At 71.3% G+C, this 25,390-nt stretch carries 25 protein-coding genes; 20 read left to right on the forward strand and 5 right to left on the reverse strand.

Annotation, left to right across the window (positions count from 1 at the left end):
* The first annotated feature begins 58 nt into the window (after positions 1-58).
* The 9 genes from ACYVKF_RS10770 to ACYVKF_RS10810 all read left to right on the forward strand — a co-directional run bounded on the left by ACYVKF_RS10770 (position 59) and on the right by ACYVKF_RS10810 (position 11,259).
* On the forward strand, positions 59-790 hold the full coding sequence (locus ACYVKF_RS10770; RefSeq protein WP_460966412.1) for an HAD family hydrolase: 732 nt from the start codon (positions 59-61) through the stop codon (positions 788-790).
* The gene (locus tag ACYVKF_RS10775) at positions 787-3,324 is read left to right on the forward strand and encodes a glycoside hydrolase family 65 protein (protein WP_460966413.1); all 2,538 of its coding nucleotides are present in this window, start codon (positions 787-789) and stop codon (positions 3,322-3,324) included. The genes ACYVKF_RS10770 and ACYVKF_RS10775 overlap by 4 nt, the downstream gene beginning before the upstream one ends.
* A gap of 271 nt (positions 3,325-3,595) precedes the next feature.
* The gene (gene dnaK / locus ACYVKF_RS10780) at positions 3,596-5,494 is read left to right on the forward strand and encodes a molecular chaperone DnaK (protein WP_056919371.1); all 1,899 of its coding nucleotides are present in this window, start codon (positions 3,596-3,598) and stop codon (positions 5,492-5,494) included.
* Complete coding sequence (gene grpE / locus ACYVKF_RS10785; RefSeq protein WP_056919370.1) at positions 5,491-6,105, forward strand: nucleotide exchange factor GrpE; 615 nt, start codon at positions 5,491-5,493, stop codon at positions 6,103-6,105. The genes dnaK and grpE overlap by 4 nt, the downstream gene beginning before the upstream one ends.
* A gap of 98 nt (positions 6,106-6,203) precedes the next feature.
* Positions 6,204-7,226 carry a DnaJ C-terminal domain-containing protein gene (locus ACYVKF_RS10790; protein ID WP_460966414.1) on the forward strand — a complete coding sequence of 341 codons (1,023 nt, stop codon included), beginning with the start codon at positions 6,204-6,206 and terminating at the stop codon, positions 7,224-7,226.
* 6 nt (positions 7,227-7,232) lie between these two features.
* Entirely contained in the window at positions 7,233-7,700 is a 468-nt protein-coding gene (locus tag ACYVKF_RS10795) for a heat shock protein transcriptional repressor HspR (RefSeq protein ID WP_460966415.1), read from the forward strand.
* Positions 7,701-7,785: 85 nt separating this feature from the next.
* A complete protein-coding gene (locus tag ACYVKF_RS10800) occupies positions 7,786-8,061 on the forward strand; it encodes a ribonuclease E inhibitor RraB (RefSeq protein ID WP_056916248.1) in 276 nt (91 codons plus the stop codon).
* Positions 8,062-8,188: 127 nt separating this feature from the next.
* On the forward strand, positions 8,189-10,792 hold the full coding sequence (clpB, locus tag ACYVKF_RS10805) for an ATP-dependent chaperone ClpB (RefSeq protein ID WP_056916249.1): 2,604 nt from the start codon (positions 8,189-8,191) through the stop codon (positions 10,790-10,792).
* Between the two features lie 17 nt (positions 10,793-10,809).
* Positions 10,810-11,259, forward strand: a complete 450-nt coding sequence (locus ACYVKF_RS10810) for a hypothetical protein (protein ID WP_460966416.1) — start codon at positions 10,810-10,812, stop codon at positions 11,257-11,259.
* Positions 11,260-11,329: 70 nt separating this feature from the next.
* Here ACYVKF_RS10810 and ACYVKF_RS10815 read toward each other — a convergent pair whose 3' ends face one another.
* Positions 11,330-12,163 carry a C40 family peptidase gene (locus ACYVKF_RS10815; protein WP_460966417.1) on the reverse strand — a complete coding sequence of 278 codons (834 nt, stop codon included), beginning with the start codon at positions 12,161-12,163 and terminating at the stop codon, positions 11,330-11,332.
* A gap of 208 nt (positions 12,164-12,371) precedes the next feature.
* Here ACYVKF_RS10815 and ACYVKF_RS10820 point away from each other — a divergent pair, with 208 nt between their 5' ends.
* The 3 genes from ACYVKF_RS10820 to ACYVKF_RS10830 are packed head-to-tail and all read left to right on the forward strand — an operon-like array spanning position 12,372 to position 15,146.
* Positions 12,372-13,067 carry an LppX_LprAFG lipoprotein gene (locus ACYVKF_RS10820; RefSeq protein WP_460966418.1) on the forward strand — a complete coding sequence of 232 codons (696 nt, stop codon included), beginning with the start codon at positions 12,372-12,374 and terminating at the stop codon, positions 13,065-13,067.
* Entirely contained in the window at positions 13,048-14,703 is a 1,656-nt protein-coding gene (locus tag ACYVKF_RS10825; protein ID WP_056919364.1) for an MFS transporter, read from the forward strand. The genes ACYVKF_RS10820 and ACYVKF_RS10825 overlap by 20 nt, the downstream gene beginning before the upstream one ends.
* Positions 14,700-15,146 (forward strand): hypothetical protein, encoded by a 447-nt coding sequence (locus ACYVKF_RS10830; protein WP_460966419.1) that lies wholly within the window; start codon positions 14,700-14,702, stop codon positions 15,144-15,146. The genes ACYVKF_RS10825 and ACYVKF_RS10830 overlap by 4 nt, the downstream gene beginning before the upstream one ends.
* Positions 15,147-15,272: 126 nt before the next feature.
* On the opposite strand, the gene ACYVKF_RS10835 is transcribed toward ACYVKF_RS10830, so the two are convergent.
* Positions 15,273-16,145 carry an alpha/beta fold hydrolase gene (locus ACYVKF_RS10835; RefSeq protein ID WP_460966420.1) on the reverse strand — a complete coding sequence of 291 codons (873 nt, stop codon included), beginning with the start codon at positions 16,143-16,145 and terminating at the stop codon, positions 15,273-15,275.
* Between the two features lies 1 nt (position 16,146).
* Positions 16,147-16,932: an exodeoxyribonuclease III gene (locus ACYVKF_RS10840; RefSeq protein WP_460966421.1), complete on the reverse strand. Its 786-nt coding sequence runs from the start codon at positions 16,930-16,932 to the stop codon at positions 16,147-16,149.
* Positions 16,933-16,969: 37 nt separating this feature from the next.
* Between ACYVKF_RS10840 and ACYVKF_RS10845 the strand changes: the two genes are divergently transcribed.
* From ACYVKF_RS10845 to ACYVKF_RS10875, 7 genes are all read left to right on the forward strand, one after another.
* Positions 16,970-17,755: an SDR family NAD(P)-dependent oxidoreductase gene (locus ACYVKF_RS10845; RefSeq protein ID WP_056916257.1), complete on the forward strand. Its 786-nt coding sequence runs from the start codon at positions 16,970-16,972 to the stop codon at positions 17,753-17,755.
* A gap of 22 nt (positions 17,756-17,777) precedes the next feature.
* Positions 17,778-18,332: an orotate phosphoribosyltransferase gene (gene pyrE / locus ACYVKF_RS10850; protein ID WP_460966422.1), complete on the forward strand. Its 555-nt coding sequence runs from the start codon at positions 17,778-17,780 to the stop codon at positions 18,330-18,332.
* 45 nt (positions 18,333-18,377) lie between these two features.
* A complete protein-coding gene (locus ACYVKF_RS10855) occupies positions 18,378-19,073 on the forward strand; it encodes a LemA family protein (RefSeq protein WP_056916259.1) in 696 nt (231 codons plus the stop codon).
* 188 nt (positions 19,074-19,261) lie between these two features.
* Entirely contained in the window at positions 19,262-20,143 is an 882-nt protein-coding gene (locus ACYVKF_RS10860; RefSeq protein ID WP_460966423.1) for an ABC transporter ATP-binding protein, read from the forward strand.
* A complete protein-coding gene (locus tag ACYVKF_RS10865; protein ID WP_056919360.1) occupies positions 20,140-20,943 on the forward strand; it encodes an ABC transporter permease in 804 nt (267 codons plus the stop codon). Before ACYVKF_RS10860 ends, ACYVKF_RS10865 begins: the two co-directional genes overlap by 4 nt.
* 7 nt (positions 20,944-20,950) lie before the next feature.
* On the forward strand, positions 20,951-22,174 hold the full coding sequence (locus tag ACYVKF_RS10870) for a sensor histidine kinase (RefSeq protein WP_460966424.1): 1,224 nt from the start codon (positions 20,951-20,953) through the stop codon (positions 22,172-22,174).
* Positions 22,171-22,830, forward strand: a complete 660-nt coding sequence (locus ACYVKF_RS10875) for a response regulator (protein ID WP_082553213.1) — start codon at positions 22,171-22,173, stop codon at positions 22,828-22,830. The genes ACYVKF_RS10870 and ACYVKF_RS10875 overlap by 4 nt, the downstream gene beginning before the upstream one ends.
* Here the strand turns inward: ACYVKF_RS10875 and ACYVKF_RS10880 are convergent.
* Positions 22,827-23,399 carry an ArsR/SmtB family transcription factor gene (locus tag ACYVKF_RS10880; RefSeq protein ID WP_460966425.1) on the reverse strand — a complete coding sequence of 191 codons (573 nt, stop codon included), beginning with the start codon at positions 23,397-23,399 and terminating at the stop codon, positions 22,827-22,829. The two genes, ACYVKF_RS10875 and ACYVKF_RS10880, sit on opposite strands and share 4 nt — an antisense overlap.
* A gap of 50 nt (positions 23,400-23,449) precedes the next feature.
* Between ACYVKF_RS10880 and ACYVKF_RS10885 the strand changes: the two genes are divergently transcribed.
* On the forward strand, positions 23,450-24,685 hold the full coding sequence (locus ACYVKF_RS10885; protein ID WP_460966426.1) for an MFS transporter: 1,236 nt from the start codon (positions 23,450-23,452) through the stop codon (positions 24,683-24,685).
* Here the strand turns inward: ACYVKF_RS10885 and ACYVKF_RS10890 are convergent.
* The gene (locus ACYVKF_RS10890; RefSeq protein WP_056916265.1) at positions 24,666-25,352 is read right to left on the reverse strand and encodes a DedA family protein; all 687 of its coding nucleotides are present in this window, start codon (positions 25,350-25,352) and stop codon (positions 24,666-24,668) included. The two genes, ACYVKF_RS10885 and ACYVKF_RS10890, sit on opposite strands and share 20 nt — an antisense overlap.
* Positions 25,353-25,390 lie beyond the last annotated feature (38 nt).

Raw genomic sequence — 25,390 nt, forward strand, 5'->3', positions numbered from 1 at the left:
CGTGGGACTTGCCGTGACCTGCCCGACGGCCGTGGAGGTGGGCCTCTAGCCTTGACCGGTGGACTGGACCGACTACGACGCTGCCCTCTTCGACCTCGACGGGGTGCTGACCCCGACCGCCGAGGTGCACATGCGGGCGTGGGACGTCATGTTCAACGACTACCTCCGCAGCCGGGACGAGGGCCGCGACGAGGACCCGCAGCCCTACACCGAGCAGGACTACTTCGACTTCGTGGACGGCAAGCCGCGCTACGACGGCGTGCGCTCCTTCCTCGCCTCGCGCGGCATCAGCCTTCCGGACGGCACCCCTGACGACGCCCCCGAGCTCGAGACCGTGTGCGGCCTCGGCAACCGCAAGAACGCCGCCTTCTCCGCGGTGCTCCGTGACGAGGGCGTCACCCCCTACCCGGCCTCGGTCGCCCTCCTGGACCACCTGCGCGAGCGCGGCACCGCCGTCGCCGTCGTCTCCTCGTCCCGCAACGCCCCGGCCGTCCTCGCCGCCGCCGGCCTCGCCGACCGCTTCGAGGTCGTCGTCGACGGCCAGGTCGCTGCGGCCGCCGGCCTCCCGGGCAAGCCGGCCCCCGACACCTACCTGTATGCCGCGGAGCAGCTCGGCGTGAGCAAGGAGCGTTCCGTCGTGCTCGAGGACGCCCTCTCGGGGGTCCAGTCCGGACGGGCCGGGGACTTCGGGCTCGTCGTCGGGGTCGACCGCGGTGCCGGCGCCCAGCCCCTGCTCGACGGTGGCGCCGACGTGGTCGTTTCCGAGCTCGACGAGCTGATCGCTCGATGAGCGACTCCGGCACCGGCCACGGCGGCGCCCCGACGACCACCCCCGTCGACCCGGTCGACCGCACCCGCTTCCCGGTCGACGAGTGGGCCTGGACCGAGACGGCCTTCTCCAACGAGGACCTCGGCGTCACCGAGACGGTGTTCGCCGTCGCCAACGGCTACCTCGGCATGCGCGGCAACGTCGAGGAGGGTCGCGAGACCCACGCCCACGGCACCTTCATCAACGGGTTCCACGAGACCTGGAAGATCCGGCACGCGGAGGAGGCCTTCGGCTTCGCCCAGACCGGCCAGACCATCGTCAACGTCCCGGACGTCAAGACGATCAAGCTCTACGTCGACGACGAGCCGCTGCTCCTCTCGGTCGCGGACCTCGAGCACTACGAGCGGTCGCTCGACTTCGCCGACGGGGTGCTGCGCCGGTCGCTCGTCTGGTGCACGCCCTCGGGCAAGCGGGTCAAGGTCGAGTCGCGACGCATGGTGTCGTTCGAGCAGCGGCACCTCGCGGTGATGACGTTCGAGGTGACCCTCCTCGACGGGGACGCCCCGATCGCGATCTCCTCGCAGGTGCTCAACCGCCAGGACGGCCAGGACGAGTACTTCGTGAAGTCGGCGGCCATGGGTGCCGGGTTCGACCCCCGCAAGGCCGCCAAGTTCACCGAGCGGGTCCTGCTGCCGCAGAGCCACTGGTGCAGCGAGCGCCGGGCCATCCTGGGCTACCGCTGCGCCAGCTCGGGCATGACGGTCGCCGTCGCCGTGGACCACGAGATCCGCACCGACAACGTCTTCGAGGAGCTGGCGCACGCCGAGGAGGACCTGGCCAAGAAGGTCTACCGGGTCACCGCCAAGGAAGGCGTGCCGATCACGATCACCAAGGTCTCGGCATACCACTCCTCGCGCGGGGTGCCCGTGCGCGAGCTGGTCGACCGCGGCCGGCGCACCCTCGACCGCGCGCGGGAGGCCGGTGTCGAGGAGCTGTTCGCCGAGCAGCGGCGCTGGATGGACCGGTTCTGGGCGGACTCGGACGTCGTGGTCGACGGACACCCCGACGTGCAGCAGGCGATCCGGTGGAACCTGTTCCAGCTCGCGCAGGCCTCGGGTCGCGTGGAGCAGGCCGGCATCCCGGCCAAGGGCGTCACGGGCTCGGGGTACGAGGGCCACTACTTCTGGGACACCGAGACGTACGTGCTGCCGTTCCTCAGCTACACCTCGCCGTGGATGGCTCGCGGTGCGCTGCGGTTCCGCTACCAGATGCTCCCGGCCGCACGGCGTCGTGCGCGCGAGCTGTCGCAGTCCGGTGCGGCCTTCCCGTGGCGCACCATCAACGGCGAGGAGGCCTCGGCCTACTACGCCGCGGGCACCGCGCAGTTCCACATCAACGCCGACATCGCCTACGCCCTCTCGAAGTACGTCAGCGCCAGCGGTGACGAGGACTTCATGATGCGCGAGGGGATCGACGTCCTGGTCGAGACCGCGCGGATGTGGGCCGACCTCGGGTTCTGGTTGGGGCGCAAGGAGCCTCGCTTCCACATCCACGGGGTGACCGGTCCGGACGAGTACACGACGGTCGTCAACAACAACCTCTTCACCAACGTCATGGCGCGTGACAACCTGCGCCAGGCCGCCCGGTGGTCGGACATCCTGCGCGAACGGCGACCGAACGACTTCGCCCGCATGATGGCGCGGCTCGAGGTGGACGACGCCGAGATCGAGGAGTGGCGGCACTGTGCCGAGGGGATGCACATCCCCTACGACGAGGCGATGGGCGTGCACCCCCAGGACCAGCACTTCCTCGAGCGAGAGGTGTGGGACCTCGCGGCGACGCCACCGGACAAGCGACCCCTGCTGCTGCACTACCACCCGCTGGTGATCTACCGGTTCCAGGTCCTCAAGCAGGCCGACGTCGTCGCCGCGCTCTTCCTGCAGGGCGACCTGTTCACCGTGGAGGAGAAGCGCGCCGACTTCGAGTACTACGACCCGATCACGACGGGCGACTCGACGCTCTCGGCGGTCGTGCAGTCGATCATCGCCGCGGAGGTGGGCTACCAGGACCTCGCCCTGCGGTACTTCCACTCCGGGCTCTACGTCGACCTCGCGGACCTGCACCGCAACGCCGCCGACGGCGTCCACATCGCCTCCTGCGGCGGTGTCTGGAACGCCACCGTCTACGGGTTCGGCGGCATGCGCGACCACAACGGCACGCTGACCTTCGACCCGCGCCTGCCGGCGAGCTGGCCGCGGCTGGAGTTCCGGCTGCGCGTGCGCGGCAACCGGGTGCGGGTGGAGATCCTTCCGGACCAGATCGCGTTCACCCTCGTGGAGGGCGACGGGCTCGAGTTCGTCGTGCGCGGCGAGCGGGTCCGGGTCGACCCGGGTGAACCCACCGTCGTCGCGCTCGAGGACCAGGGCCCCGTGATCACGCGGGAGCTCGGCAGCATGCCGGTCGTGGGCCGCGGCGACGAGCACGAGATGGTCTACACCGCCGGCGTCCCCGACCCGCGCAGCCGCAAGCGCACCGACGACAACAAGCCCGGCTGACCCGGCCGCCGGACGTCCGACCCCGACCCCGCTTCGTCGTGTCGGGGGGCCTGCCGGGGGTGTGCCGCCAGCGCACCACCACGCGAACCCGTGGCCGACGCGGTGCCGGCCCCCGGCGGCATACGGGCGGGAACAAAGTCTGCACGCACGAAGTTGAGCCTGATGAACTCAAGTTTGGGTGCTCGGATTTGCACCCACCGGGACGTCGTCCTAACTTGAGTGGAGGCAACTCAACCCGGTACCCATTCCCCAGCACCACAGGAGCATCCCCATGGCACGTGCGGTCGGCATCGACCTCGGAACCACCAACTCGGCTGTCGCCGTCCTCGAGGGCGGCGAGCCGACCATCATCGCGAACGCGGAGGGCGGTCGCACGACCCCGTCCGTCGTCGCGTTCTCCAAGGGCGGTGAGGTCCTGGTCGGCGAGATCGCCAAGCGCCAGGCCGTCACCAACGTCGACCGCACCATCCGGTCGGTCAAGCGCCACATCGGCACGGACTGGAAGTCCCCCGAGATCGACGGCAAGACGTACACCGCCCAGGAGATCAGCGCCCGCATCCTGCAGAAGCTCAAGCGCGACGCCGAGTCCTACCTCGGGGAAGACGTGACCGACGCCGTCATCACCGTCCCCGCGTACTTCGACGACCACGAGCGCCAGGCCACCAAGGAGGCCGGTGAGATCGCGGGCCTCAACGTCCTGCGCATCATCAACGAGCCCACCGCCGCGGCCCTCGCGTACGGCCTCGACAAGGGCAAGGAGGACGAGCTCATCCTCGTCTTCGACCTCGGTGGCGGCACCTTCGACGTGTCCCTCCTCGAGGTCGGCAAGGACCCGGAGGACGGCTTCTCCACCATCCAGGTCCGCTCCACCAGCGGTGACAACAAGCTCGGTGGCGACGACTGGGACGAGCGCATCGTGTCCCACCTGCTCACCACCGTGAAGAACACCTCCGGTGTCGACCTGTCCAAGGACAAGATCGCCATGCAGCGTCTGCGCGACGCGGCGGAGCAGGCCAAGAAGGAGCTCTCGTCCTCGACGAGCACCAACATCTCCCTTCAGTACCTCTCGATGTCGGAGAACGGCCCGATCCACCTCGAGGAGACCATGAGCCGCGCCCAGTTCGAGCAGCTCACCAAGGACCTCCTCGACCGGACCAAGCAGCCGTTCCAGAACGTCATCAAGGACGCCGGCATCTCCCTGTCCGAGATCGACCACGTGGTCCTCGTCGGTGGCTCGACCCGCATGCCCGCCGTGAGCACCCTCGTCAAGGAGCTCACCGGTGGCAAGGAGCCCAACAAGGGCGTCAACCCGGACGAGGTCGTCGCCGTCGGTGCGTCCCTGCAGGCCGGTGTCCTCAAGGGTGAGCGCAAGGACGTCCTCCTCATCGACGTCACGCCGCTGAGCCTGGGCATCGAGACCAAGGGTGGCCTGTTCACCAAGCTCATCGAGCGCAACACCGCGATCCCGACCAAGCGCTCCGAGGTGTTCTCCACCGCCGAGGACAACCAGCCGAGCGTCCTCATCCAGGTGTTCCAGGGTGAGCGCGAGATCGCCCAGCACAACAAGCAGCTCGGCACCTTCGAGCTCAGTGGCATCGCGCCGGCCCCCCGTGGTGTGCCCCAGGTCGAGGTGACGTTCGACATCGACGCCAACGGCATCGTCAACGTCTCCGCCAAGGACCGTGGCACCGGTGCGGAGCAGAAGATCACCATCTCCGGTGGGTCTGCCCTCGCCAAGGAGGACATCGAGCGGATGATCAAGGAGGCGGAGGCCCACGCGGACGAGGACAAGAAGCGCCGCGAAGAGACCGAGGCCCGCAACACCGCCGAGCAGCTCGTCTACTCGACGGAGAAGTTCCTCACCGACAGCGCCGACAAGATCCCGGCCGACGGCCGTGGCGACGTCGACGCCGCCCTCGCGGACCTCAAGGAGGCCCTCAAGGCCGACTCGGGTGCCACCCCCGAGGACATCTCGGCGAAGTCGTCGAAGCTCTCCGAGGAGTCCCAGAAGCTGGGCACGGCGATGTATGCCGCCGCGGCCGAGTCCGACCAGGCCGGCACCGCCGGTGACGGTGCGGGCTCCGGCGACGGCGCCCCGGCCGGCGACGCCTCGTCCGACGACGACGTCGTGGACGCCGAGGTCGTCGAGGACGACGAGGAGAAGAAGTGACGGAGCGCAGCTCCTGGCCCCAGGGCACCGAGGAGGAGGTGGGCGCCGGCCAGCAGGCCGGGCCCACCGCCCCCGAGGCGTCCCCGCTCGAGGGTGACGTGGTGCAGGAGTCGGGCGCCCAGGCCTCCGACGCCTCGGACGACCAGCCCGAGGGCGCCGCAGAAGGCCACCCCGACACCGCCCTCGCGGCGGAGCGGCTGGTCGACCTGCAGCGCCTCCAGGCGGAGTACGTCAACTACAAGCGTCGCGTCGACCGCGACCGTGCGGTCGTGCAGGAGCGCGCCGCCCGGTCCGTCATCGAGGCGCTGCTGCCGGTCCTCGACGACATCCACGCGGCCCGCGAGCACGGCGACCTCGAGGGCGGCCCGTTCTCCTCGATCGCGGACAAGCTCGAGACCACCCTGGGCAAGTTCGGGCTCGAGCGGTACGGCGCCGTGGGCGAGGAGTTCGACCCCTCCCTGCACGAGGCGCTGATGCACACGGCCTGGCCGCAGGACGGTTCGGTCGCCTCGACCGGGTCGACCACCGTGGTCCAGGTGCTCCAGCCCGGCTACCGCGCCGGCGAGCAGGTCCTGCGCGCGGCGCGTGTCGCCGTGGCGGACCCCGAGTGACCGAGGCCAGACTGCACGACACGGCGCGGGAGCCCGGGACGACACCTGTCCCCGGGCTTCCGCCCACCGCCACCGACTGCTGAGAGGAGGACCCGGACATGGCCAGCCAGGACTGGTTCGAGAAGGACTTCTACGCCATCCTCGGCGTCCCCCAGGATGCTGACGACGCGGCGATCAAGAAGGCCTACCGCAAGCTCGCCCGCAAGCACCACCCCGACCAGAACCCCGGGGACGCGGCCGCGGAGCAGCGGTTCAAGGACATCGGCGAGGCCAACTCGGTGCTGTCCGACCCCGAGAAGCGCCGGGAGTACGACGCCGTGCGCCAGATGGCCCGCGGCGGGGCCCGCTTCACCGCGGGTGGCCCCGGTGGGGCTGCCGGTGGCGGCGGGTTCGACGACGTGTTCTCGTCGATGTTCGGCGGTGGTGGGGGCGGCCAGCGCGTCCGCTACTCCACCGGCGGTGGCGGGGGCCAGCCCAACCTCGAGGACCTCTTCGGCATGTTCGGGGGCGGTGGCGCTGCCGGCCAGACGTATGGCGGCAGTGCCGGTTTCCGGGCACCGACCGGGCCGCGCAAGGGCGGCGACCTGACGGCCCGCACCAGCCTGTCCTTCCGTGACGCCGTCGCGGGTTCCACCGTCACCCTGGGCGTCACCGGCGGGGGCCAGATCACCACGCGGATCCCGGCCGGCGTCAAGGACGGCCAGAAGATCCGGCTGCGCGGCAAGGGCCAGCCCGGCGACCGCGGGGCCGACAACGGCGACCTCATCCTGACCATCTCGGTGGAGAAGCACCCGGTCTTCAGCAGGGACGGCGACAACCTCACGCTGGACCTGCCGGTGACGTTCGCCGAGGCCGCCCTGGGTGCGACCGTCTCGGTGCCGACCCTCACCGGCGACCCGGTCAAGGTCCGCATCGCGCCGGGCACCCCGAGCGGTCGGGTGCTGCGGGTCAAGGGCCGCGGGGTCCAGGTCAAGGGCACGCCCGGTGACCTGATGGCCCGCGTCGTCGTCGTGGTGCCGCAACGGCTCTCCGACGAGGCCCGTGAGGCGGTGGAGACCCTGCGGTCGCAGGACGAGGGGCACGACCCGCGCGCCGAGCTCTTCGAGAACGCGGGACGGTGACCCGTCGTGGTTCCCGTGGTCCCGGGCTCCGGCTTCTCGCCTGACGACGACGCGCCCGTCTTCGTCATCTCGGTGGCGGCCACCCTCGCGGGGATGCACGCGCAGACCCTGCGGCAGTACGACCGGCTCGGCATCGTCAGCCCGTCGCGCACCCGCGGTGGCGGCCGCCGCTACTCCGGGCGTGACGTGGCGCTGCTGCGTGAGGTGCAGCGGCTCTCCCAGGAGGAGGGCATCAGCCTCGCGGGCATCCAGCGCATCCTCGAGCTCGAGCACCAGGTCGAGATGCTGCGTTCCCGGGTCCGGGAGCTCACCGACGAGGTGGCTGGGTTGCGGGTCGCGACCCGCGGCACGTTCGGCTCGCGGGTGTTCGCCGTCGGGCCGACCGGCGACGTGATCGCGGTCCGGGCGGGGGAGCGCCCCCGCAGCGGCCGTTCCCAGGCCCTCGTGGTCTGGCGACCCAGCCACCGCAGCTGAGCGGACGGACCGCGTTGCAAACGTGCTGGGCGCGTCGTGGCGGCGGCGCATCACGGCGGTGGGGGCACGCGGCATACTCGGGCCTGTGAGCGAGCACCTGTTGGTCTTCCCCGACCGTGACACCGCCGACGAGGTCGCCGCCGAGCTGACCGAAGAGGGGTTCAGCGGGGTGCGGGTCGTCCGGGAGGCGCTGGCCGGCGAGGACGACTCCGAGGCCCACGAGTGGGCCGTGCACGTCGTGGAGGAGATGGTCGCCGACGAGTCGGGGCCGGTCGAGGGTGGGCTGCGCGACCGGTTCCAGGCGCTGGCCGACGACCGTGGCGGCTGGTACGACCCCGAGCCGACGCCGCGCGTGCTGTAGTCCACATGGCCGGCGCAGGAAGGCGGGACGAAGGGCCTGTGCAGCACAAGGTTGAGCGGAATAGACTCAACTTTGGAGCGGTTGTCTCCGAAGAACAGTCAGACCGAACCACCAGGAGCACCCAGGCATGGATCTGAAGCCCACCGCCAAGGTCGCCGAGGCCCTCGCGCTCGCCCAGCGTGCGGCGCAGTCCGCCGGCCACCCCGAGATCACCCCCGACCACCTCACCAGCGCCCTGGTCCAGCTCGAGACCGCGCAGGCCGACGTCCTCCTCCAGGCCGCCGGCACCGGGGCCGGTCACGTGCTGGGTCAGGCCGACGCCCGTCTGCGCACCCTGCCCACGACGACCGGTGCCACCCAGCCGCCGACCTTCGGTCGCGAGGCGGTCGCCGTCCTCCAGCAGGCCGACACCCTCATGCGCGCCAAGGGCGACACCTACCTCGCCGGCGACATCCTCCTGCTGGCGCTCGCCGAGACCGGTCACCTCGCCGCGATCGAGAAGCGCGGGGCGAAGGACATGGAGGCGAAGATCGACGCCCTGCGGGCTGGCCGCAAGGTCAGCAGCGAGACGCCCGTCGAGGGCGGGGAGGCGCTGGAGAAGTACGGCGCCGACCTCACCCAGGCGGCCCGGGACGGCAAGCTCGACCCGGTCATCGGTCGCGACTCGGAGATCCGCCGGGTCGTGCAGGTGCTGTCGCGGCGGACGAAGAACAACCCGGTCCTCATCGGTGAGCCCGGTGTCGGCAAGACCGCCGTCGTCGAGGGGCTGGCCCAGCGCATCGTCGACGGCGACGTGCCGGAGTCGTTGCGCGACAAGCGGTTGATCAGCCTCGACCTGGCGGCGATGGTGGCCGGCGCGAAGTACCGGGGTGAGTTCGAGGAGCGGCTCAAGGCCGTCCTCGAGGAGATCAAGGCGAGCGACGGACAGGTCGTGACGTTCATCGACGAGCTGCACACGGTCGTCGGTGCCGGAGCCTCGGGCGAGGGCGCCATGGACGCCGGCAACATGCTCAAGCCGCTGCTGGCCCGTGGTGAGCTCCGGCTGGTCGGGGCGACGACGCTCGACGAGTACCGCCAGCACATCGAGAAGGACCCGGCCCTCGAGCGCCGGTTCCAGCAGGTCTTCGTGGGCGAGCCGAGCGTCGAGGACACCATCGCGATCCTGCGCGGGCTCAAGGAGCGGTACGAGGCGCACCACAAGGTGGAGATCGAGGACGCCGCGCTCGTCGCGGCGGCCAGCCTGTCCGACCGCTACATCAGCGGACGCCAGCTCCCCGACAAGGCCATCGACCTCGTCGACGAGGCGGCTTCCCGGCTGCGCATGGAGATCGACTCTTCTCCGGTCGAGATCGACCAGTTGCGTCGTGCCGTCGACCGCCTGCGGATGGAGGAGCTGCACCTCACCCGCGAGACCGACGACGCCTCGGTCGAGCGCCTCGAGAGGCTGCGCAAGGACCTCGCCGACAAGAGCGAGGAGCTCGCGGCGCTCAACGCCCGCTGGGAGTCGGAGAAGTCCGGGCTCAACCGGGTCGGTGACCTCAAGTCCCAGATCGACGAGGCCCGCAGCCAGGCCGAGCGCCTGCAGCGCGAGGGTGACTACGAGGGTGCGTCCAAGCTGCTCTACGGCGACATCCCCGCCCTCGAGAAGGCCCTCGTCACCGCGCAGGAGGCCGAGGGCAGCCGCGCACTCGCCCTGCGCGAGGGTGGCGGCCAGCCCGAGGAGCTCATGGTCAAGGAGCGCGTCGGCGCCGACGACATCGCCGAGGTCATCTCGGCGTGGACCGGCATCCCGGCCGGGCGGCTCCTCCAGGGCGAGACCGAGAAGCTGCTCTCGATGGAGTCGATCATCGGTTCACGGCTGATCGGTCAGGGGGCGGCGGTCGAGGCGGTCAGCGACGCGGTCCGCCGGTCGCGGGCGGGCCTGTCGGATCCCCACCGCCCCACCGGCTCGTTCCTGTTCCTCGGACCCACCGGCGTCGGCAAGACCGAGCTCGCCAAGAGCCTGGCCGACTTCCTCTTCGACGACGAGCGGGCCATGGTCCGCATCGACATGAGCGAGTACTCCGAACGCCACTCCGTCGCCCGGCTCATCGGCGCGCCTCCCGGGTACGTCGGGTACGAGGAGGGCGGTCAGCTCACCGAGGCGGTCCGCCGTCGCCCCTACTCCGTCGTCCTCCTCGACGAGGTGGAGAAGGCGCACCCCGAGACCTTCGACATCCTGCTGCAGGTCCTCGACGACGGGCGGCTCACCGACGGCCAGGGCCGGACTGTCGACTTCCGCAACGTCATCCTCGTCATGACCAGCAACCTCGGCAGCCAGTTCCTCGTCGACCCCACGATGGAGGAGTCGGCCAAGCGTGAGGCCGTCATGGGAGTGGTGCGGGCCAGCTTCAAGCCCGAGTTCCTCAACCGGTTGGACGAGGTCGTCATCTTCGACCCCCTCAGCTCGGAGGAGCTCACCCACATCGTCGAGCTGCAGGTGCGTGAGCTGGCGAGTCGGCTCGTCGACCGCCGGATCAGCCTCGAGGTGACGCCTGCCGCTCGCGAGTGGCTGGCGATCACCGGTTACGACCCGGCCTACGGCGCCCGTCCGCTGCGCCGGCTGGTGCAGAAGGAGATCGGCGACCGGCTCGCGAAGGCAGTGTTGTCCGGGCAGGTCCGTGACGGCGAGGCCGTGGTCATCGACCGCGACCCCGAGACCGACCACCTCATCGTGCGCGGCCAGGACTGAGCCCGCAGACTGTGCCCATGAGCGAGGACGACCGGGGCAACCCGGGGGAGCGCGGTCTCGACCGACGCCCCGACGGGGTGGACGACGCGACCGTCGAGGCGGTCGGCAAGCTGAGCGAGGCGTTCGAGACCATCGAGGAGGTGCGTGGCCGGCTCTACGGCCTGCACCGCCTCACCGGGTCGGCCGACCTCGCCCTCGGCGAGGCGTGCGAGCTGCTGCGCAAGGCGGGCCACGGCGACCTCGCCGACCGCCTCGAGACCGAGCTCGTCGGCCGCAACTTCATCCAGGGGCGCTGGACGTTCCAGCTCGTCGAGGAGTTCGACGACGGCTACTACGCCGACTTCCAGCGGCTCGAGAAGGTCGTCCGCGACGAGCTCATGGACGGCCGCCGGCACGTCTTCGAGGCGGAGATGAAGAGCGACCGCCGCACCGACGGGCGAGCCGGCCACGCCGCCACCCCCGGCTGAGCGAGCGGCACACGATCAGGGGTATGGCGCGTGGTCACCACGCGCCATACCCCTGCCTGGTGGGGTGGGATCAGCGGATCGGACGCACCACGTAGGGCATGACACCGGACTCGTTCCTGGAGAAGGAGCGGATGCGGATGTCCGGGCCGCTCACCCGGTTGGCCTCGGCGATCTTGCCGTCACCGATGTAGAGGGCGACGTGGTGGATGCCGGAGGCCGTCTTGCTCGAGTTGGACCAGAACACCATGTCGCCGGCCTTGAGCTGGGAGATGGCGACGCGCGGGCCGGCGGAGTACTGGCTGCGGGAGGTGCTCGACAGGGTCAGGCCGGCGCCCTTGTGGAACACGTACTCCATGAAGCCGGAGCAGTCGAAGCCCACCGTGTTGCGGTCGTCGATCCCGCTGGGGCTGCAGCAGATCCCGCGGGTCGGGCCGTTCGCGTTGCCGCCACCCCAGGAGTACGGGTACTTGCCGAGCATCCCCTTGGCTGCGGCGATGGTGGCCTTGACCTTCGCCGACTGACCGGTCGCCGGGGGCGGTGTCGTCGTGCCGGCGCAGAGCGGGGCGACGAGGCCGTCGGAGCCGGTCTTGACGAAGGCGTCACTGACGTAGCCACCGGCCTTGAGCTTGTCCCAGACCTTGCTGGTGCCGTAGGTGCCGGAGACCTTCTCGCCGTAGGTCTGGCAGGTGATGGTGATCTTCGCGCCGTCGGCCCGGGTGCCGACGACGCCAGAAGCGGTGGTGGGTGCGGAGCGGACCTTGAGTGCGGCGCCGCTGGTGTTGACCGTGCCGGTCGCGCTGCCCGCGGCCTGGGCCGCGACGGTCCCGACCAGCGGGACGCCGACCAGGATGACGGAGGCTGCGGCGGTGGCCAGTCGGCGACGCCGGGTGCTGAGAAGCTGCATGTGGTTCCCCCTCGGGTGTCGGCCGACGCGGTGCCGGCTCGACCGGAACGCTAGGAGCGGCGGGTCGCCCTGACCATGGGGAGCAGTCCCCGCCAAAGTCGCCTCCCCTGGTTCCCCGGGCGCCCGCTCCCGGCGCGCGGACCCACCGAACGGGCGGGGTCTGCGCGTCCCGTCCGGCTGGCGCTGTCGTGGCGGTTACCGTTGCCCTGTGCGCCACACCCCTGCCCTCGCCGCCGCCGGACTCGTCTCGATCCTGGCGCTCACCGCGTGCTCCGGGGGTGCGGACAAGGCAGCGGCCGAGCAGCCGCCGGCCCAGCAGCTGGCGGCCGCCCGCGCGGTGCTGGAGAAGAGTCCCGCCGTGACCTTCACCCTCGAGTCGGCGGGGCTCCCCGGCAAGGCGGTCGGCGTCTCCGGAGCCAAGGGCACGGGCCTGTTCACCCCGCCGTCGTTCCAGGGCACGCTCAACGCCTCGATCAAGGGCGTCACCGGGACGGTCGAGGTGGTCGCGGTCGAGAAGGACGTCTACATGAAGTTCTTCACCCCGACCTTCAACAAGATCGATCCCGCGACCTACGGCGCCCCGAACCCCGCGCAGCTGTTCAACAAGGACACCGGCATCACCGCGCTCATCACGAAGACGCAGACCCCGGCGAAGGCGTCGACGGTTCGTGACGGGGCCGACGTCCTCAACACCTTCACCGGAAAGCTCCCCGGCGATGCCGTGGCCGACCTGCTGGTCATCGGCGACCGCAAGGGCACGTTCGACGTGACCTACGGCGTGACCCAGACCGGCAAGGAGCTGCGCAGCGTGGTCATCAAGGGCCCGTTCTACGCCGGCGCCACCTCGACCTACACGCTGCACCTCACGAGCCTGGCCAAGGCCGTTGCGATCACCCGCCCCTAGGGCGCTGCTGGCCACCGCCTCGGTGGCCGTGGCGCTCGCCGCGGCCGACACCTATGTCGTCGTGCTGGCCCTGACCGACATGATGACCGGCGTCGGCCTGGGCATCGACGCTTTGCAGAAGGCGACCCCGATCATCTCGGGCTTCCTCCTCGGCTACATCGCGGTGCTGCCCCTCATCGGCCGCCTTGCCGACCTGGCTTCGAGGCAACGGATCCTGTTGGCCTGCTTGGCGATCTTCGTCGTGGGTTCGGCCGTGACGGCCCTCGCCGTCGAGCTCCCGGTGCTCGTGTCCGGCCGGGTCCTCCAGGGCATCGGCGGTGGAGGCCTCGTGCCTGCCACCCTGGCCCTCGTGGCCGACCTCTGGCCGGCCGACAAGCGGGGTATGCCGCTGGGTGTCGTCGGTGCCGTGCAGGAGCTGGGGAGCGTCCTGGGTCCGGTGCTCGGCGCGGTCGTCCTCGCCGTCTCGGACTGGCGGATGATCTTCTGGCTCAACGTGATCGCCGGGGTCCTCCTCGCCCTTGCCGTCGTCGTCGCTGGTGGCGAGAGGCCGGCCCGGCCACGCGCCATACCGCTCGTCCTGGGGTTGCTCGCGCTCGTGGTGACAGGAGTCGCGCTGGCCGCGCCCGCGCGGCTGGTGACCGACGTGTCGCTGGGGGTGCCGTTCGTGCCGTTCGGTGGCTCGACGTCCCGGCTGGCCACCCCGATCGGGGTCGTCGCGCTGGTCCTCGTCCTCGCCTGGCTGGCGGTCAGCGCGCGAGGCTGGTGGGCCGTCGTCGGCCGCGCGGACGTACCCGGCGCGCTGCTCCTGGGCATCGCGCTGGGCAGCGTGGTGCTGACGTTCGCCGCGAGCGACCCCGAGCGTGAGGTCGTCGGCCCGCTGGGGTTCGCGCTGCTCCCCCTGGGGGCGCTGGCCTTCGGGCTCTACCTGTGGCGGCACCGCCGCGCTGCAGAACCCCTCATCGCCCGCGGGGTCGTCCGCGGTCGGGCCCGGTTCTCGCTGCTGGTCAGTGCGTTCGTGGGGGCGTCGCTGGTGTCCGTCGTCGTCGACGTCCCGGTGCTGGCGCGGCTCACGTTCACGGACTCGCAGACCGAGGCGGCGCTGGTGCTCGTGCGGTTCCTCGTCGCCGTGCCCGTCGGTGCCCTGCTCGGTGGCTGGTCGCTGCGTCGACTCGGTGACGGTGTCGTCAGCGGGCTGGGGCTGGCGCTGTCGGCCGTGGGGCTGCTCGTCATGAGCCGGTGGGGCGACGGGTCGCTCGACGCGTTCTCCGCCACCGTCGTCCTGGCCCTCGTCGGCCTCGGCATCGGACTGGCCCTCGCGCCGGTGAACAACGCCGCCCTCGCTGCGGCCCCGGACGACGCCCACGGGGTCGCCTCGGCCCTGGTCGTCGTCTCGCGGATGGTCGGCATGGTCGTCGGGCTCGCGCTGCTCACCGCGATCGGGCTCCACCGGTACTACGACACCGTGGCCGCCCTGCCCGACCAGACGGACACCAAGGCCCTGGTCGCCGCCGGGGTCGTCCAGGTGCAGACCGTCTTCACCGGTGCTGCCGTCGCGGCGGTGCTGGGGGCGTTGGCCTCCCTCGGCCTGGGTCTGCGACGGAACCACCAGCCCCTGGGCGGCATCCCACCCCTGTGAAGACCTCCCGCGCCGCGCATGCCTCCCGTGTCGCCCTGACGGCCGTCCTGGTCGGCGCACTGGCGGTGGGCTGCGGCGGCCGGACCTGCGACACCGCGGATGCCTCCAACCTGCTGAGGGTCACGGTCGCCGGATTCCCACGGGCGCTCGACTCGGCGAGTGCCGGACCGGACCTCGTCACGGTGCAGGTGTGCCTCGCGACGACCTGCACCAGTGCGCAGTTCGACGGCGGCCGCGGGAACTCGGTGGGGATGGAGCTGCCGTTCACCTCGACGGAGCCGGTCGACCTCAGCATCTTGGTCAGCGGCACGACCGGTGTGCTGCTGTCGCCGACGACCGTTCGAGTCACCCCGGGCTCGTTCTCACCCAACGGGCCCGGGTGCGACCCCACCGTCTACCGGGCCGAGCTCACCGTCACCCCTGCGGAGCCGAGCCGCCCCTGACGTCCCGCCCGCGCAAAGCGGGTGTCGTTCGGCAAACCCAGCACAAATAAGACCCGGGTCGCCGAAGGACACCCGCTTTGCGGACTCAGGCGGGGGTCAGGCGGGGTGGGGTCAGGCGGGGTGGGGTCAGGATGGGTGGGGCAGGACGCGCGTGAACGCGTCGACGACCTCGTCGGTCGCCTCGTAGGCGAGCATGTGGCCGAGCCCGGGCAGCACGTGCAGCTCGGCGTGCGGCACCAGCTCGGCGATGCGCTCGGACTGACGCGGTGGAGTCAGCCGGTCGCGCTCGCCGACCAGCACCACGGTCGGTATGCCGTCGAAGTGCGCCAGCGCGTGCGCCTCGTCGTGCTCCTGCAGGGCCCGGTAGAACCGGCCCATCGTCGGCAGGGTGGTGGCGGCGACCTGGTCGCGGGTGAGCGCGACGTGCTCGTCCTCCGCCGCCGGCCCGAACAGCAGCCGTCGCTGGCCGTCGAGCGTCACGAACCGTCCGGCCCGGATCCGGGGCAGCCGCGCGATCAGCCCCATGACCCGCCGCTGCCGGATCGGCACCGGGCGGTCGAACGTCTCCGCCATCGTCGACACCAGCACGGTGCCCCGCACCCGCGTGGTGAACGCAGCCGGGTGCAGCCCGGCGTACGCCATCACGGTCATGCCGCCCATGGAGTGGCCCCCGAGGACGAGGGGGCCGTCGGGAGCCACGACCGCGAGCACCGCGGCGAGGTCGTCACCGAGGACCCGCACCGACGTCGGTCCGGTCAGGGCGCCGGACCGGCCGTGCCCGCGCTGGTCCCAGGTCACCACGCGCAGTCCCCGGGCGGTCAGGCGCTCGACGACCGGCAGCCAGGAGGCGTGGGTGAGGGTCCAGCCGTGGGCGAGCACGACGGTCGGGAGGTCAACCGGTGGTGCGGCGTCGAGGTGAGCGGGCGCGGCGGCATACACCTGGACGCGCAGGCGGACCCCGTCGGGCGCGGCAACGGTCAGGATCGAGGGGTTGGGCACGTCAGTCGGCCAGCTCGACGACGACCGGCGCGTGGTCGGAGGCGCCCTTGCCCTTGCGCTCCCCACGGTCGATCGCCGCGCCCAGCACGCGGTCGGCGAACGGCTGCGTCCCGAGGATGAAGTCGATCCGCATGCCGCGACGCTTCTGGAAGGCCAGGCGGGTGTAGTCCCAGTAGGTGAAGGTGCCCGGCTCCGAGGTGTGGGGGCGGACCACGTCGACGAACCCGGCGTCCAGGATCGCCTGGAAGGCGGCCCGTTCGCCGGGGGAGACGTGGCTCTTGTCGAGGTAGTACTCCATCGACCAGACGTCCTCGTCCTGCGGCGCGATGTTCCAGTCGCCCATGATCGCGGCGGTCTCCCCGGCCTCGGCGGACCGGACGGCGTCCTCGCGGAGCGCTGCCAGCCACGCCAGCTTGTAGACCATGTGCGGGTCCTCGAGCTGGCGGCCGTTGGGGACGTAGACGGAGGTGACCTTGACCCCGCCGCAGGTCGCGGTCAGCGCGCGGGCCTCAACGACGGCCGGGTCGCCCCAGGCCGGGGCGTCGGCGAACGACGGCACGGCGTCGGTGAGGCCGACGCGGGAGACGATGGCCACGCCGTTCCAGTGGTTGAGGCCGTGGTGGGCGACCTCGTAACCGAGCGCCTGCAGCCGGTCGAACGGGAACTGCGCGTCTGTCGCCTTGGTCTCCTGGATCGCCAGGACGTCGACGTCGCTGCGCTCCAGCCACGCCTCGACCCGGTCGATCCGGGACCGGATGGAGTTCACGTTCCACGTCGCAATTCGCACGATGCCAACCTTATGGGGCGCACCTAGAGTGGGCCCCATGAGCACCGCCCTCGTCACCGGCGCCACCGCCGGCATCGGACTGTCCTTCGCCCACCAGCTCGCCGAGCGCGGGCACGACGTCGTGCTCGTCGCCCGTGACCGGGTCCGGTTGGAGAACCTGTCCGACGACCTGCGCGCGAAGTACAAGGTCGGCACCGAGATCCTCGTCGCAGACCTGTCCGACCGGGCCGACACCGGCAAGGTCGCCGAACGTCTGGCCGACGCCGCCCGGCCCGTGGACCTGCTCGTCAACAACGCGGGCTACTCGCTCAAGAAGCGGTTCCTGGACAACGACATCAGCCAGGAGGAGGCCCTGTTCGACGTGCTCTGCCGAGCCGTGCTCGTCCTCTCCCACGCCGCGGCCCGGGCCATGCGCGAGCGCGGCAACGGTGCCATCGTCAACGTCTCCTCCGTGGCCAGCTTCATCACCTCCGGCACCTACTCGGCCGAGAAGTCCTTCGTCACGGTCTTCACCGAGGGCCTGTCCGGCGAGCTCGCCGGCTCCGGGGTGACGGCGACCGCGCTGTGCCCCGGTTTCACGCACACGGAGTTCCACGACCGGGCCGGCGTCAACATGTCGGGCGTCCCGAAGTTCATGTGGCTCGACGCCGACCGCCTGGTCCGTGACTGCCTCGACGACGTGGCCAAGGGCAAGGTCGTGTCGGTCCCCGGACCGCAGTACAAGGCGATCGTCGCCGGCCTGCGCCTGGTGCCCCGTGCCCTGGTGCGCTCGCGGGCCAGGACGGTGCACCGCCCGAAGGACGGGTCCAAGGGCAGTCGCTGAGTTCTCGCTAGGCTGCTGAGCCGTGACCGACTCCTCCGCCGCCCGTGCCCGCCTCCTCGAGCTCGTCAAGGACAAGGCCATCGTCCACGGCCGCGTGACGCTGTCCTCCGGCAAGGAGGCCGACTACTACGTCGACCTGCGCCGCATCACCCTCGACGGCGAGGGGTCCCCGCTGGTCGGGATCGTCATGCGTGACCTCATCAGCGACCTCGACTACGACGCCGTCGGCGGGCTGACGCTGGGCGCCGACCCCGTGGCCACCGCGATCCTGCACGCCAGCGCGGCCGCGGGCGACCGCAAGGACGCGTTCGTGGTCCGCAAGGCAGGCAAGGCCCACGGCCTCCAGCAGCGCATCGAGGGTCCGTCCATCGAGGGCCGCCGCGTCGTCATCGTCGAGGACACCTCGACCACCGGGGCCTCACCCCTCGATGCAGCGAACGCCGCGCGTGAGGCCGGCGCCACGGTCGTCGCGGTCGCCACCATCGCCGACCGTGCCACCGGCGCGGCCCAGGTCTTCGCCGATGCCGGCTTCGAGTACCGCCACGTCTACGGCCTCGAGGAGCTCGGCCTCGCCTAGGATCGGGCGCAGCGCCAGTCGCCGCGCCTGAACAAGGGGAGTTCCATGATCAAAGCGATCGTCTTCGCCGTCGTCGTCGTCCTGCTGGTCCTGTGGGGCGTCAGCATCTACAACGGCCTGATCAAGCTGCGCAACCTCGTGCAGGAGGCCTGGCGCCAGATCGACGTCGAGCTGACGCGGCGCCACGACCTCATCGGCAACCTCGTCGAGACGGTCAAGGGTTACGCGGCCCACGAGCGCGGCACCCTCGAGGACGTCATGAAGGCCCGGTCCGCCGCGATGGCGGGCGGCCAGTCGCCGGCGCAGCAGGCGCAGAGCGAGGGGCTGCTGAGCCAGGCGCTCGGCCGCCTCATCGCCGTGGCCGAGGCCTACCCCGACCTCAAGGCCAACCAGAACTTCCTCGCCCTCCAGCAGGAGCTGACCTCGACCGAGGACCGCATCGCCTCCGCCCGGCGCTACTACAACGCCAACGTCCGCGAGCTCAACACCAAGGTCGAGACCATCCCCTCCAACATCATCGCCGGCCTCGCCCAGGTGAAGCGCGCGGAGTACTTCGAGGCCGAGGGCGAGCAGCGCGACCCGGTGAAGGTCGACTTCGGCCAGCGCGACGCGACGATCCCCCCGCCGAGCGGGTATGCCGCCGGGACCGAGGCCGGCGTCCCTGCGGCCCCGCCCGTGGCCGCCCCGGAGAGCGCCCCGCCGACGACCCCTCCGCCCGCGCAGCCCCCCACCCAGTCCTGACGTTCCGGCACAACGCCGGTTGCGCGGCATACCGCGGGTTGTCGTCCCGAGGTCTGCCCCGCAACCGGCGTTGTGCGTGAGCGCACGGAGGGCGGGCGGAGTGCAGGGTGGGGGTCCACCGGTCGGTGGACGGCGATTCCACCGGCTGATGCTGCCGCGATGCGGTCCGGCCGCGGGAGGGTGGTCCCATGGACGCACCGATCACCGTCACCGGACTGCGCAAGAGCTATGGAACCCGTGAGGCCGTCGACGGCCTCGACCTGACGATCGAGGCGGGCGAGGTGTTCGCGCTCCTCGGGCCGAACGGCGCCGGCAAGACCACCACGGTCGAGGTGCTCGAGGGGTTCCGGCGCCGGGACGGCGGTGAGGTGAAGGTCCTCGGCGTGGACCCGGAGGCGGCCGACCTCGCCTGGCGCAACCGCATCGGCATCGTCCTGCAGTCCTCCACCGGGCTGGACCTGATCACCCCGCGAGAAGCCATCACCAGCACGGCGAAGGTGTACCGCAGCCCGCGGGACGTCGACGAGGTCATCGCCGCGGTGGGCCTCGAGGACAAGGCCGACGACCGGATCGGCAAGCTCAGCGGCGGCCAGCGGCGTCGGCTCGACGTGGGGCTCGGCATCGTCGGTCGCCCTGAGCTGCTGTTCCTCGACGAACCCACGACGGGGTTCGACCCGCAGGCCCGCCGCGACTTCTGGGACCTCATCCGGTCGCTCGCCGACGGCGGCACGACCATCCTGCTCACGACCCACTACCTCGACGAGGCCGAGCAGCTCGCCGACCGGGTCGGCGTGATCGCCGCCGGCCGGATGCTCGCCCTCGACACCCCGGCCAACCTCGGCGGCCGCGCCTCCTCGGAGGCCACGGTCTCCTGGGAGGAGGGCGGCACCCGACACAGCGAGAGGACCAGCATGCCCACGCAGTTCGTCACCGCACTCTCCGCACGGCTCGGCGGGGAGGTGCCCAAGCTGACCGTCACTCGGCCGTCCCTGGAGGACAAGTACCTGTCGCTCATCGCCCCGCACCTCGGTGCCGACGCCGCGGTCGAGCCCGTGGGGGTGTCGGCATGAACGCCGCAGCCATCGGCTGGGACCGGACGGTCCTCGAGCTGAAGATGTACTTCCGCGAGAAGGAGGCGGTCTTCTTCTCCTTCGTCTTCCCGATCCTCATGCTGTCGATGTTCGCGACGATCTTCGGCGACCAGTTCGGCAAGGAGGACCAGTCCGGCGTCAACGCCGCTCGGTTCTTCCTCCCCGGGATGGTGGCCGCCGGCGTGATGCTGACGAGCTTCCAGTCAATGGCGCTCAGTGTCGCCGTGGAGCGCGACGACGGCACGCTCAAGCGCCTGCGCTCGACGCCGATGCCTCCCGTCGCCTACTTCCTGGGCAAGGTCGGCCTGGTCGCCTTCACCTCGCTGGCTCAGTTCGCCCTGCTCATCGCCATCGCGAAGATCGGTTTCGGGGTGCAGCTGCCGAGCAGCGCGAGCAACTGGGTGACGTTCATCTGGGTGTTCCTGCTGGGCGTCGCGACAGGCACGGTGCTCGGGATCGCCTACTCCTCCATCGCCTCCTCGTCCCGCTCCGTCGGCGCGGTCGTCATCGCGCCGACGCTGATCCTGCAGTTCATCTCGGGCGTCTACTTCGCCTTCACCGACCTGCCCGACTGGCTCAAGCAGGTCGCCTCGGTCTTCCCGCTCAAGTGGATCGCGCAGGGCATGCGCTCGGTGTTCTTCCCCGACGACTGGCAGACCCAGGAGATGGCGGGCGTGTGGGAGCACGGCCGCACCGCCCTCGTCCTCGGCGTCTGGCTCGTGGCCGGCCTGCTGGTGTGCGCGCGGACCTTCCGCTGGACCAAGCGCGGCACGACATGATGGGCAGATGAGCACCGACCAGCCTGTCGACTGCCGTCCCCTGCCGGGGACGTCGTCCGGCGAGCTCGACGAGATGTGGCGGCGCCAGCTGGTCTGGTGGCACGTGTTCTTCGCCGTCCTGCTGGCGACGACCGCGGGCGTCCTCGTGGCCGCCGAGGCCGACCACCTCGGGTGGTCGCTCCTGGGCGTCGGTGTGATCGCTGTGGCCTACCTCGTGTGGGGTCGGCGCGGCATCGGCGAGCAGCAGCCGCCCGCGGGGATCCTCTACGTGACGGTCTCCTGGGTCGCCCTCATCGCGCTCATGGCCGTGGACGGGTCGGGTACGGCGTGGATCCTCACCTTCGGGCTGTTCCCACAGACCTGGGCGATGCTGCGTCGCAACCAGGCTGCCGCCGTCGTGGTCGTGGCCGTCCTGGCGATCGGCGGGGTCCGGCTCTGGCAGGGGCCTCGGACCGGGGACGACCTGGTCGGCATCGCGATCAGCACCGCCATCACGCTCTCGTTGTCCCTCGTCATGGGCCTGTTCATCCACAAGATCATCGGGGAGGCCGACTCGCGCGCGTTCACCATCGACGAGCTGCGTCGCACCCAGGCCCAGCTCGCGGCTGCCGAACGTGCGCAAGGCGTTGCAGGAGAACGGGAACGCATCTCCCGCGAGATCCACGACACCCTCGCCCAGGGGTTCACGTCGGTCGTCACCCTGGCCCGCGCCACGGAGGCTGCGCTCGACCGCGGCGACCTCGACGTGGTGCGGGAGCGGGTGCGACTGATCGAGCAGACGGCGGCCGACAACCTCTCCGAGGCGCGTCTCATCGTCGCCGAGATGACCCCGGGCCACCTCCAGTCACGCACGCTGTCCGAGGCGCTCGGGCGCCTCGTCGACGCCGTCGCGGCCGAGTCCGGCATGACGGGGAACCTCGTGGTCCAGGGCGAGCCGACCGTCCTGCCGGCCAACTCCGAGGTGGTCCTGCTGCGCACGGCCCAGGAGGGTCTCGCCAACGTCCGCCGCCACGCGCGGGCCCGCACCTTCGAGGTGCGCCTCACGTATGCCGCCGACGCCCCCGTGTCCCTCGAGGTCGCCGACGACGGGGTCGGGTTCGCCCCCGACACCCCGGACCGCGGCTACGGGCTGGACGGTGCGACGGCCCGGGCCGACGAGGTCGGTGGCCGGTTCGAGGTGCAGAGCACCCCGGGTGCGGGTACCCGGCTGCGGATGGAGGTGCCGCGGTGACCTCGGTGACCCCGAGCCCGGTGCCCGCTGCGACGCTGCGGCTGCTGGTCGTCGACGACCACCCGGTCGTGCGGATGGGACTCGTGGCGATGCTGTCGGAGCACGAGGACTTCGAGGTCGTGGGGGAGGCGGCCGACGGTGCCGAGGCGGTCCTGCTCGCCGAGCGACTGACGCCCGACGTCGTCCTCATGGACCTGCGGATGCCCGTCCTCGACGGGGCTGCCGCCACTGCCCGGCTGCGGTCGCGTGCCGATGGACCGGCGGTGCTGGTGCTCACGACCTACGACACCGACGCCGACATCGTCCGTGCGGTCGAGGCGGGGGCGAACGGCTACCTGCTCAAGGACTCGCCCCGCGAGGTCCTCGCCGACGCGATCCGGCGGGCGGCCCGCGGCGAGACGGTGCTGGCGCCGCCGGTCGTGGCGAGGCTCGCCAGCCGGATGAGGGCACCGGCGGGTCCGTCCCTGACCGACCGCGAGACCGACGTGCTGCGGTGCGTCGCCAGGGGTCTGTCCAACGCCGCGGTCGGCCGGGAGCTGCACATCGGCGAGGCGACGGTGAAGACCCACCTGCTCCGGGCCTTCGAGAAGCTCGGTGTGGCCGACCGCACCGCGGCGGTGACCGCGGCGCTGCGGGCGGGCATCATCGAGCTCTAGTCCGAGCCCTCGGTCGGGAGCAGGAGCCAGTACGCGTTCCTGGCGCGAGCGCCTTCCGGGTGGTTGCGTGAGGTTCGGCCGCGATACCGGTCGAGCACCCCGGTCATCTCCTCGCGCAGGGCGACGGACTCCTCTGCGGTGAGCCAGAGCCGGCCCCGGCTGAGGGTGGTCCAGTCGTCCGCGTCGTCGTCGGCCAGGCTGTCCGCAGCCCGCTCGAGACCCGCCTGGAGCTCAACCACCCAGGGCAGGAGGAACGCCTGGCTGGCTGCGGTGCCGGCTGCCCGGTGGGTGCGGGGCGCGATGGAGAAGTGGTCCGCCGTGGCACGCCAGGGCCGCTCCCGGCCGTCGGCCGAGGTGTCACGCTCGACGATGCCCCACTGCTCGAGGGCCCGGAGGTGGTAGCTCATCGCGGACGGCGTGATCCCGCACAGCCGCGCGGCCTCCGTGGCGGTGAGGACCTCCCCGTTGAACAGCTCCTCGATGACGCGCTGGCGCGCGGGGTGGGCCAGCGCGCGCAGGGCGTGGGGGTCGTCGATGGTGAGCGTCGTGCGCTGGCGTGGCCGCGGCATACGGGAAGGGTAGTTGACCGACGCAGATGTGAAGGGCTACCTTCACAAATATGAAAGACACGCTTCACACATCGTGGCCCCGGGACGTGCGCCTCGCCGTCCCGGCCGGCGCGGTCTCGGTGGCCGGCGACGCGATGGCGATAGTGGCGCTCACCCTGCGCATCCACTCCACCGGCGACGGCCCGTATGCCGTGGCGGTGCTGCTCGCGTGCTTCTCCCTTCCCGTCGTGCTCACCATGGGAGTGGCGGGGTCACTGTCCGACCGGGCCGACCCGCGGCTCGTGCTGGGCGTGGGAGGGGCGGTCCAGGTCCTCGCCGCGGCCGGCCTGGCGACGTGGCACTCGGTGCCGGCGACGCTCGCGCTCGTCCTGCTGCTCCAGACGGGGTTCGCCTTCACCAACCCGGTGTGGTCGTCGGTGCTCACCCGGGCGGTGGGGGACGAGCGCGTCGGCGGCCTCGTCTCCACCCAGCACGCGCTGGCCGCGATCGCCGCACCCGTCGGCGCCGCGCTCGGTGGGGTCCTCGTCCAGCTGCACGGCGACCCGGTCGTGTTCGTCCTCGACGCCCTCACCTACCTGGTGCTCGTCGCGGTGGGGGTGTCGTTGCGGATGCGGTCCGAAATCTCGCCCGGGATCGGCGTCGGCGCGCGGGCCGGGCGGGTGGCGCGCGTCCTGGGTGGGGTGTTCCCCCGGGCCGGTCTGGACGTCATCCGGGGTGAGCTCGTGGTCTGGGTCCTCGTCCGGGCGCTGCTGCCGTTCGTCGTGACCCTCGAGGGGATGAACACCGTGGAGGTGTTCCTGCTCCGCGACGTCCTCGGCGCCAGTGAGGCGCAGTTCGGGCTCGCGCAGGCGGTCACCGGGGCCGGCGCGGTGGTCGGGGCCGGCCTCGCGGGCCTCATGGCGAGCGACACGGCCCGGCTCCGGGCGGTGGTGGCGTGCGTGGCAGCCATGTCGTCGGCGCAGGTCGGTCAGGGCCTTGCCCCGGGGCTCGGGGTCTTCCTCGGGTTCGCGGTGGTGCTGGGGCTCACGAACGCGACGAGCAACGCGGCCATCATCGCGGTGCTGGTGCGACGGGTGCCGGCCTGCGACCGGGGCAAGGCGATGGCCGTCGTCAACGACCTGGCCCGCTCCTGCACGATGCTGGCGCTCGCCCTCGGAGGCGTCGCGGCGACGGTGCTGGGGCCGCGTCCGTCGTTCGTCGTCGCGGGGACCCTGGGGATCGCGGTCGCGGGCTGGGCGTGGTGGTCGCTGCAGAGGGTCGGAGCCCTCAGCGGCGCTCGTCCCTGAGGTCGCCCAGCGCCTCGCCGGTCTCCTCGACCACGGCCTCGGCGGCGGTGTCGCCACGACGGGCGCGCACGACCTCGATGACCATGGGGATGACGGACACCGCCACGATGGCGAGGATCGCGAGCTCGAGGTGGTCCTTGAGGGCGGGGAACGCGTTGCCCAGGAAGTAGCCGAGCAGGGTGATGACCCAGACCCACAGCACCGCGCCGACGCCGCTCCACACGAAGAAGTGACGACGCTCCATCCGGCTCACGCCGGCCACCACCGTGATGAAGGTGCGGACGATCGGCACGAAGCGTCCGATGACGAGGGCCTTGGCGCCGTGCTTCTCGAAGAAGGCGTGGCTGTCGTCGAAGTACTTCTTCTTGAGGATGCGGCCGTCACGCTCGTACAGCGGCCGGCCCACCGCGCGCCCGATCTCGTACCCCACGACGTTGCCGGCGAATGCGGCGACGCTCAGGAGCACCAGGGCGACGACGAGGTTCATGCTGAAGTCACCGGTGCTGATGAACAGGCCGATCGCGAAGAGCAGCGAGTCCCCGGGGAGGATCGGGAAGAGCAGCCCGCACTCCACGAAGACGATGGCGACGCTCACCCAGAAGAACTGCGATCCGAAGTGGTCGAGGAGCCACTGGGGGTCCATCCAGTTGGTGCTGAGTGAGTGCATGGCCCCAAGGGTACGGGTCGAGGGGGCCTGCTTCCTGA

This window comes from Pedococcus soli, assembly GCF_054782575.1.